The organism is Amnibacterium sp. (assembly GCF_025463795.1).
GTDB lineage: Bacteria > Actinomycetota > Actinomycetes > Actinomycetales > Microbacteriaceae > Amnibacterium.
Genome location: NZ_JAODBE010000035.1, coordinates 26,810 through 36,219, shown reverse-complemented (window position 1 = coordinate 36,219; position 9,410 = coordinate 26,810). Strand labels below are relative to the sequence as shown.

Below are 9,410 nucleotides of genomic sequence, written 5' to 3'. Positions count from 1 at the left end.
GCTCGCGCGGACGGACTATCCGGCCGACTTCGACGTCGAGTACCCGGAGCGCCTCTCGCGCGGGCTCGTGCTGGTCAAGTCGTGGCTGCTGGCGATCCCGCATCTGGTCGTCGTGTTCCTGATCGTGTCCGACCTCCTCGTGTACCCATGGGCCGATGCCGCTGTCGGCGCCGGGGCAGCCGCCTCGCCGGTCGGCGGGTACTCGATCCTGAATCTCGTGGTGGTCATCGCGGGGGCGTTCCTCCTCATCACTGGCGTCTACCCCCAGCCGCTGTTCGACTTCGTCGTGGGCGTCAATCGCTGGCTCTATCGCGTGGTCACGTACGTGGCGCTCATGCGCGACGAGTACCCGCCGTTCCGCTTGGATATGGGCGCGACCGAGCCGCTCGCGCTGCAGGCCGCCCAGGGCGAGGAGGCCGCTCCCATGGGCGTCGCGACGCCGGCGAGCGGGAGGACCGGGAACGGGAGCAGCGTGGCCTTCGTGCGCGAGGGGTGACGGCTTCTTCGGCTGCCTCGTCGGCGCATCGGTGGCGCAGCCGGATCAGAACGAGTGCCGCTCCGCGACCTCGCCGCGCTCGACCCGCTCCACCTCCGCGGCTCGGATCACCGCGGCCCGTCGGTTGCTCACCCCGAGCTTCGCGTAGATGTTCTTGGTGTGGGTGCGGACCGTGTTGATCGACACGACGAGCTCGCGGGCGATCTCTGGTCCGCTGAGGTCCGTCTTGAGCAGACGGAGCACGTCGCGCTCGCGGCCGCTCAGCTGCTCGACCGGTTCGCTCGAGCCGGAGCGGAGCGGGGTCCTCGCTGCTCCGGCGACGCGGCTCAGCAGCCGCCGTACCGTGCGTTCGGAGGTTCCACGATGCGCCGCGGCCCGCAGCAGGACCTCCAGCGACTCCGCTTCGTCCGCGAACACCTGGAAGTACCCCTCCGGCTCGGCGAGTTTCAAGGCCCGATCGAGGGCGAGCGTCGCCTCCGCCTGGTCTCGACTGGACCGTCCCGCCACCGCGAGCAGCACCAGCACCTCGATGACCGTCCCGGTCCTGCCGCCGGACTCCGCGGCGGCGAGCAGCCGCTTCAAGAGGTCCTTCGCGGCGTCCGCTGGGGCGGCCGCGCGCCGGTGTTGCGCGAGCAGGCACCGAGCGAACGTGACGTGGTCGTACTCGTGCATGTAGTCGAGACCGTCCGTCGCCGAGATCCCGGCCCGGTGCGCCCAGTCGAGCGCGTCGTCCACCCGTCCGAGCCGGAGCAGGAGCCGGGCCCGCACGGCCTGGACCGGCCGGACGTCGGGTGCGAAGTCGGCGACGTAGTCGCGTTCCGCCTCGTCGAGGAGGGCGAGCGCACCGTCCACGTCGCCCTCGATCTCCCGGACGAGGGCCTCCGCCACCCGGTAGCGGTAGCGGTACCGCGGCATGCCGGCGACCTCGCCCACCTCCCGTGCTCGCCCGAGTTCCTCCTTCGCCGCCCGCAGGTCGCCCCGTTCGGCGTGTATGGCGCTCATGCCGACGTGCAGGTCCGGGACTCCGCGTGAACGAGTCGCGTTCCGGTCGGCGGCGAGCCGCAGGGCTCGGTCGTAGACCTGCATCGCCTCTCGCAGGCGACCTTGCGTGATCCGGATGTCGGCCAGCGTGGTGGCGCACCCGAGCACATCGGCCAGGTATCCCGCCTGCAGCAGGCTCGCGGAGCACTGGACGTACGCGTCGTAGGCCGCCTCGAGGTCCCCGTCTCCCCAGGCCGCCAGTCCCAGCAGAGCGGCTGCCGCTCCACGGCGCACATGGTCATCGGGGTGGACCAGCCGGAGTGCCCGCCTCGCCTGCGCCACCGTCTCCGCGCTGTCGCCGAGCATCAGAGCGAGGCCCGCCCGATAGACCGCGATCGCCGCCGGCAGACGGTCGAACTCCTCACGGTCGACGACGACGAACGGGTCGGGCCGCGCTTCCGATCCCGTGCCGGCCATCGGGGGAGAGGGGAGACAACGCTCCGCGTCACGGAGGAGGGACTCGACGCGGTCGACCTGCCCGACCGCGAGCAGCGCGCCGGCGTAGCCGACACTCAGCACCGGCCGAGCGCGCATCACCTCGACGGGGAGACGCTCGAGCCAGGTGCGAATCGTCGCCTCCCCGCGCTCCCGACGCAAGGCCGGCACGGCGGGCTCGATGAGCTCCGCCGCACGATCCGGGTCGCCGGCTGCGAGCGCGTGGTGGACGGCTGCGTCCAGGTCGCCGTGTCCTGCGTACCATCCGCTCGCCCGCAGGTGCAGCCCTCGCGCCCGCTCGGGTCGCTCGTCGAGCAAGCGGGCTTGCAGCAGGTCGGCGAAGAGGTGGTGATACCGGTAGGAACGCCGGTCGTCGTCGAGCGGAATGAGGAACAGGTTCTCCCGTTCCAAGCGTTCGAGCATGGCGCGACCGCCTCCTCGTCCCGTCACGGCGTCGCACAGCGGCCCGGTCATCCAGCGGAGCACGGAGGTCTCGAGCAGGAATCCCGCCACCGCCTCGGGCAGCGACTGCAGCACCTCCTCGACGAGGTAGTCGACGACGAATCGGTCGTTCCCGGAGAAGGCTCGGACGAATCCACCGACGTCCTCGCGCCCCTGCATGGACAGCGCGGCGAGTTGGAGAGCGGCGATCCATCCCTCGGTCCGCTCCGCCAGGGCTGCGACGAGCTCCGGCGGCATCGCGCGCCCCATCGCCTGCGAGAGGTAGGCGGAGACCTCGTCGGTGGTGAACCGGAGGTCGGCGGCCCGGATCTCCGTCAGCTCGCCGCGGGCGCGCAGGCGGGCGAGCGGCATCGCAGGGTCCGCCCGCGCGGCGAGGACGAGGTGGATCCGCGGTGGGAGGCGGTCGACGAGGAACGCCACGTCCTGACGGATCTCGAGCGACTCGATCAGGTGGTAGTCGTCGAGGACCACGACGACGTCGTGGTCCACCGCGGCGAGCTCGTTGAGCAGGTCGGTCAACACCATCCGCACCGGCGGTGGCTGCGGACCGCGCAGCATGGCGGCCACCCCGGAGGCGAACCCGGTGGTGATGGCCCCGAGCGCGGCGATGAGGGCCGTCCAGAACCGGCCCGACTCGTCATCGTCCTGGTCGAGCGACAGCCAGGCGACCGAGCGCGGGTCGCCGGGTCGTGCCGCGCCGGCACCGAGCCAGGTCGCGAGCAGGGTGGTCTTGCCGAACCCTGCGGGTGCCGACACCAGCGTCAGCCTCGACTCGACCCCGCGCTCGAGCCGCTCCGTCAGCCGCGCCCGAGAGATCAGGTCGCGACGCGGCGTGGGCATGTGCAGCTTGGACTCGAGCAGTTGACCCGACACCGGGGTGCACCTTCAGCCGAATGACGCCGGACCTGTCGTCCAGCGCTCGCTCGTCACCCTGCCACGGAATGCGGCCGGGGGCGGCGGCCGGATCGTCATCGCGCACCCGCCCTCCGCCGACTCGTGCTGTGGTGCAGGGCGCTCGATCGGTGTACACCTGGGCCCACGCGGTGCGGACGCTCCCGGCGCTCCATCGGCTCGCTCCGATGAAGGAGAGCCTCATGCCCCGACAGCCCACTTTCCGAGCCGGCCGAGCCATGCCGCCGATGGGTGGCCCCGCGCCGGTCGACCTCGGTGGATCGACGCTTCCGCGAGTCGGGTGGACCTTCATCGTGCTCTACACGCTCGCCTTCATCGGCACCTGTCTTGTGCTGATCGCGCCGCTGCTCGTCACGCTCGCGGTGAAGGTCGAGGCGTTGCTCGGCGCACGCGCGGCACCAGGCGGACTGGCGCTCGTCACGGCGGTCGGTGCACTGGTCGCGATGGTCGGGAACCCCTTTTTCGGCAGGATGAGCGACCGAACGACGTCGCGACTCGGCATGCGGCGGCCGTGGATGGTCGTCGGGCTGGTCGGCGGCACCGTCGGGGTGCTCATCGTCGCCATCGCGCCCAGCATCCCGATCGTCCTGGTCGGGTGGTGCGTCGCGCAGCTCTTCTTCAACGCGCTGCTCGCCGTGCAGATCGCGGTGCTGCCGGATCAGGTCCCGTCAGCGCAGCGAGGCGTGGTGTCCGGCGTCCTCGGCGTGTGCGTCCCCGTCGCTTCGGTGGCCGGCACGTTCGTGGTGCAGCTCTTCGCGCCGAACGAGCTGGCCATGTTCCTCGCGCCGTGTGCGATCGGCGGCTTCTTCATCCTGCTGTTCGCCGCGGTCCTGAAGGATCGACGGCTGGACCCCGGGGAGCGTCCACCGTGGTCGATCCGAGAGTTCTTCAGGACCTTCTACCTCGACCCGAGGCGGAACCGCGACTTCGCGTGGGCATTCACGAGTCGGTTCCTCTTCGTGCTCGCGTACGCGTTCCTGGCGACCTACCAGGCCTACTACCTCCTGAGCCGGTTCGGGACCGCGCCCGCAGCGGTCGCCGGGCAGGTGTTCCTCGGGACCCTCGTGCAGTCCGCCCTCGTGGTCGTGGCCTCGCTGCTCGGAGGGCGGATCTCCGATCGATCCGGGCGGCGGAAGGTGTTCGTGCTCGCGGCGGCGATCGTGTACGGCGTGGCGCTGTTCGTCATCGCGATCGCCTCCGACTTCGACGGCTTCCTGGTGGGGATGGCCATCGGGGGACTCGGCTACGGCGTCTACGTCGCGGTCGACCTCGCACTGGTCGCGGACGTGCTCCCCGACCGGAGCACGGCGGCCAAGAACCTGGGCGTGTTCAACATCGCGGGAGCTCTGCCGTTCTCGATCGCACCCGGCGTGGCCGCCGTGGTGCTCGCGCTCACGAACGGGAACTACGCCGCGCTCTACGGGGTGGCGGCGGCGTGCGCCCTGCTCGCCGCCGGCGCCATCCTGCCCGTGCGCCGCACGCGATGACGGTGCAGGTACGCGTTCCCCGGCGTCGTCGCGCATCCCTGCGCGTCAACCCGTCTCACGAGTGACGCAGATCAGCTCGAGTCCGAGATCCCGAACACGGGTGAGCAGGCCGTGGAGGGCCGCCTGGTCGGCGACGGCGCCCGTGAGGCTGGTGGACCCGTCCTCCTCGGCGTCCACCTGGAATCCGTCGAACCAGGACGACCACCGTCGGTCGAGCCGCCCCGCGACGCGGATCCGGTACACCTCCGCGGGTGCCGTCCCGGGTGAGGTCACCGCCGTGGCGACCGCCCGGTCGATGGAGTCGACCGGGCGGTTCCGCGACGGTGTCGCAGCGGTCACCTGACGTCCGCTGTCTCGAGTCGGGCGACGTCGACGGGGCCCGCCGAGCGACCGGTGACGGTGCGCTGCTCGACCAGCAGGGCGATGCCGAGGCCGGCCAACGCGAGGCCGATCGGGACGGCGAAGAGGCGCTCGTTGACCTGCGGGAGGAGGCGGATGGCGAGGGTCGCGACGACGCCGACGGCCAGGAGTGCTGCCGGCCACCGGTTGATCACCCGGGCGCGGAACACGGCGATCCCGAACAGCAGCCCACCGCTGACGAGGGCGAGACCGACGCCCGTGTTGAGCGCCGGGAACAGGCCGAGGTCGCCGGTGGCGCTGCCGTTCGTCGCGACCGCGAGGACGTCGCTGACGTAGCGGGGATCACTGTGCGCGAGCACCGGGAGGGCGACCAGTCCCATCGTCTCGACGCAGGTCATCGCGAGGAACGCGGCGCCGAGCAGGAGGGCACCGAGCAGCCCGAGCACGCCGGTCTGCTTCACCTGGCGCAGGTAGATGCCGGTGATACCGATCAGCGAGAGCACGGCGAACGCGATCTTCATCGTCTGGCGGATGGTGAACTCGGTCGTCGTCGCGAAGGCGGGATCCAGATGCGGATGGTTGATCTGCACGGCGAGGAAGAGCACGCCACCTGCGACGGCGGACACCCCGGCGGCTCGGGTGAGGGTGGTTGTGGTGACGGTCATGTCCGGCTCCCTGATTCGACTCCGTGGCGGTGCTGCTGCGGATGACTCGAACCTAGGAAGCGCAAGGGTGAGGGGACGTCACCCGATGATGTGGTCCGCGGGGTGATATCCGGCGGCAGCCCGCTCAGAGCAGGCCGCGCTCACGGCCCCGCACCACTGCGGCCCGCCGGCTGCCGACGTCGAGCTTCGTGAAGATGTGCTTCGTGTGGCTCCGGAGCGTGTTCTGGGAGACGAACAGCTGACGAGCGATCTCCGGGCCGCTCAACTCGGTGTCGAGCAGACGGAGGACCTGGAGCTCCCGCTCGCTGAGCACCCCGGCGTGTGACGGTGCAGCGCCGGGAGTGACGGAGCCGTCCGCACGCCGCAGCTGCGCCGCGACCTGGGAGCCCGGTCCGCCGCCTTCGGCCAGCCGCCGCAGCAGGTCGGCCATCGTCGCGCCCTCGTTCAGGAAGAGCTGCGCATACCCGGCCGCTTCCGGCGCCGACGTCAGTGCCTCCGCGAGGAGAGCAGTCGCCTGGGGGACGTCGCCTTCGGCGCGGCGTGCGAGCGCCTGCAGCATCCGGATCTCCAGGAGGCTGCCGCCGCGCCCAGCGGATTCCGCGTCGTCGCGCACTCGCGCCAGCAGACCCACCGCCTCGCCCGGTGTGCCGGAGGCGAGGAGCAACCGCGCGAGTGTGAGGTGCTCGAACTCGCGCCGGTACTCCGCCTCGTCGACGGGGGAGAGGTCGCGCGTGCGCGCCCAGTCGGCTGCGGCCTGGAGATCGCCTTCGGCGATCCAGATCCTCGCGCGCATCGCGCCGATGGGGCGGACGTCGGGGAAGAAGCCCCCGTGGTACAGGGGCTCCGCCCGATCGAGGAACCCGATCGCGTCGCTGAGCGCGCCCTCCGCGCGGGCCAGGGCTGCCCGCGCGACGAACCACCGGTAGTGGCTCTCCGGCATGCCGAGCGGTCCCCTGGCATCGGAGGACACCTGCAGGTGGCCTGCCGCTGCGTCGCGGTTCCCGGCCTCGAGGTCGAGCTCGCTCAAGCCGACGTGCAGATCGGCGGTCGCGCGGGCGACCGCGGCCCCGTGCTCCTCCGCGACCCGCAGCGCCTCGTCGTAGAGCCTCCGCGCTCGCCGGGGCCTGCCGGCCGCCACGCACAGGTCCGCGAGGATGACCGTGCTCGTGAGCTCGTCGACCAGGTTGCCGCCCGCATGCAGGCTGGCGACCGCCTCGGAGAACGACTCCAGCGCGCCGGCGACGTCGCCCCGCGCCCAGGCGGCCAGCCCCAGGAAGCCGGCACCGCCGCCCCGAGCCTGATGGTCGGACGGCCCGGCGAGGCGCAGAGCCGACCTCGCGTGCAGCACCGTGCGCTCGACATCTCCCTGCGCCTGAGCGATCGAGGCGCGGTACACGGCGATCGTGGCGGGCAGAGTCCGGAGCTCGACGCCGTGCCTCCACGGGGCCTTTTCGCCCTCGACCACCGAGGAGAGGACCCGTTCCGCCTGGACGAAGCGGTCCTCCGCCCCCTCGAAGTCGCCGACGAGCATCCGGCTGTACCCGGCGAACACCGCCAGCACAGGGCTGTTCCCGACCGTGCGCTCGGGCAGCCGCCCCAACCAGCCGAGCAGGACCGCGTCCTGCCGATCCCGCCGGATCGAGGGTGCCGCGTCCTCCATGAGACGGGCCGCCCGGTCGAAGCTCCTCCCCGCCACCGCGTGCTCGATCGCCTCGTGCGGCGAGTCGTGCTGCTCGAACCATCGGCTCGCTCGGTCGTGGAGCAGCGGCACCTCCTGCGGCTGCTCGCTGAGGAGTCGGGCGCGCAGCACGTCCGCGAAGAGCTGGTGATAGCGGAACCACTCCCGTCGGTCGTCGAGCGGGACCACGAACAGGTTCGACCGTTCAAGGGCGGCGAGCAGGTCGTCGCTGTCGCTGCGGCTCAGGGCGGCGTCGCAGAGCGAGGCGGACAGCCGAGCGAGTACCGACGTCCGGAGGAGGAAGTCCCGCACCTCTTCCGGCTGATGTGCCAGCACCTCCTCGATGAGGTAGTCGACGACGTACCGGTCGTCACCCGCGAACCGTCGAACGAAGTCGCTCGCGTCCTCGCGGCCTCGAAGCGAGACGGCCGCGAGCTGCAGCGCGGCGATCCACCCCTCCGTCCGTGCGGTGAGGGCCGTGACGTCGTCGGGCGTCAGCTCCACGCCGCTCCCCGCGAGGTAGGCCGCGGCCTCGCGCTCCGAGAAGCGAAGATCCGCCGCCCGGACCTCGACCAGCTGACCGCGCGCGCGGAAGCGGGAGAGCGGGAAGCCCGGGTCGGCCCGAGTGCCGATCACCACGTGCACGTGGGAGGGCAGATGGTCGATCAGGAAGACCATCGCCTCCCCGATCTCAGGACCGTCGACGAGGTGGTAGTCGTCGAGGACCAGCCACACCTCGCCCGACGTCGATGCGAGCTCGTTCAGCAGCGTCGTCAGGACCGCCTCGGTCCGGACAGGAGACGATCCGAGCAGCTCGAGCGCTGCCGCTCCGACACCGGCGAGGACCCGTTGCAGCGCTGCCACGACGTAGGTGAGGAAGGCCGCCGGATCACGGTCCTGATCATCGAGCGACACCCATGCCACTCCACGGCCGGCCGCAGCCGCCCCAGCGAGCCACTCGGCCAGCAGGGTGGACTTGCCGAAGCCGGCCGGCGCCGAGACGAGGGTCAGCCGGGCGTCGGCCGCCTGCTCCAGCAGGTGCAGCGGCTCCGGGCGCGAGACATGGCCGCGCCGGAGTGCCGGCACGAAGAACTTCGTCTCGATGAGCGAGCCGACCAAGCGACTCCCGTTCCTCTCGACCGTGCTGGGCGCCGGACAGCGCGCAGCACAGCCTTGCAGACGGACTGCCGCTGGTGCGGCGCTGGTGGCCCGCGGGCGCTCAGTTCGTCGCCCGTAGCATGCGGGGCGTGGCTGTCGAGATCCCGGAGGATGTCCGCTCGTTCCTGGAACAGCCGAACCCCGCGGTCATGGCGACCCTGGCGAAGGACGGCCGGCCGGTCTCGGTGGTCACGTGGTACCTGCTCGAGCCGGACGGTTCCGTGCTGCTCAACCTCGACAGTGACCGGGTTCGGCTTCGTCATCTTCGGCGAGACCCGAGGATCGCGCTGACGGTGCTGGACGAGGCGGACTGGGGCAGCCACGTCAGCCTGCAGCTCTCCGTCGACACCGTGACCGAGGACGCCGACCTGTCGGACATCGACGCGCTGGCGACGCACTACATCGGCACGCCGTATCCGAACCGCGACCGGGCGCGGGTCAGCGCCAGAGCTCGGATCCACAGCTGGCACGGCTGGGGACGCTTCGCCTCCGAATAGAGCGGGTTCGTGGACGGTCGCGGCGTCGAGCGACGCCCGCTATCGGGTGGCCGGCCGAGACTGCTGGACGCCGGGCCGCTGGGTCGGACCCAGGGCGGGGATGGCGAGCAGGATCGCGCCGCAGAGCGAGAGCTGTCCGAGCAGGTCGCAGTACCCGGGCGACGACGACTCACTCCGAAGCCCTCTCGCTTGCTAGCTAGTTAGCGAAATGGCTATGCT

Annotated in this window: 7 protein-coding genes; 3 read left to right on the top strand and 4 right to left on the bottom strand. The window is 71.4% G+C overall.

Translation table 11 applies throughout. The annotated features are described in order from the left end of the window. Positions 1–496: DUF4389 domain-containing protein (locus JWQ92_RS03040; protein WP_297342984.1), on the top strand; the 496-nt coding region annotated here is incomplete at its 5' end. A 45-nt stretch (positions 497–541) separates the two neighbouring features. On the opposite strand, the gene JWQ92_RS03035 is transcribed toward JWQ92_RS03040, so the two are convergent. Further along, positions 542–3,307, bottom strand: a complete 2,766-nt coding sequence (locus JWQ92_RS03035) for a LuxR C-terminal-related transcriptional regulator (RefSeq protein WP_297342983.1) — start codon at positions 3,305–3,307, stop codon at positions 542–544. A gap of 221 nt (positions 3,308–3,528) precedes the next feature. Between JWQ92_RS03035 and JWQ92_RS03030 the strand changes: the two genes are divergently transcribed. Further along, a complete protein-coding gene (locus JWQ92_RS03030; RefSeq protein WP_297342982.1) occupies positions 3,529–4,833 on the top strand; it encodes an MFS transporter in 1,305 nt (434 codons plus the stop codon). Between the two features lie 45 nt (positions 4,834–4,878). Here JWQ92_RS03030 and JWQ92_RS03025 read toward each other — a convergent pair whose 3' ends face one another. The 3 genes from JWQ92_RS03025 to JWQ92_RS03015 form a co-directional block, all read right to left on the bottom strand. Continuing rightward, a complete protein-coding gene (locus JWQ92_RS03025; protein WP_297342981.1) occupies positions 4,879–5,172 on the bottom strand; it encodes a hypothetical protein in 294 nt (97 codons plus the stop codon). Next, entirely contained in the window at positions 5,169–5,858 is a 690-nt protein-coding gene (locus JWQ92_RS03020) for a hypothetical protein (protein ID WP_297342980.1), read from the bottom strand. Before JWQ92_RS03020 ends, JWQ92_RS03025 begins: the two co-directional genes overlap by 4 nt. Before the next feature lie 124 nt (positions 5,859–5,982). Beyond that, positions 5,983–8,655, bottom strand: a complete 2,673-nt coding sequence (locus tag JWQ92_RS03015) for a LuxR C-terminal-related transcriptional regulator (protein WP_297342979.1) — start codon at positions 8,653–8,655, stop codon at positions 5,983–5,985. A gap of 128 nt (positions 8,656–8,783) precedes the next feature. Between JWQ92_RS03015 and JWQ92_RS03010 the strand changes: the two genes are divergently transcribed. Continuing rightward, the gene (locus tag JWQ92_RS03010; RefSeq protein ID WP_297342978.1) at positions 8,784–9,191 is read left to right on the top strand and encodes a TIGR03618 family F420-dependent PPOX class oxidoreductase; all 408 of its coding nucleotides are present in this window, start codon (positions 8,784–8,786) and stop codon (positions 9,189–9,191) included. Positions 9,192–9,410 lie beyond the last annotated feature (219 nt).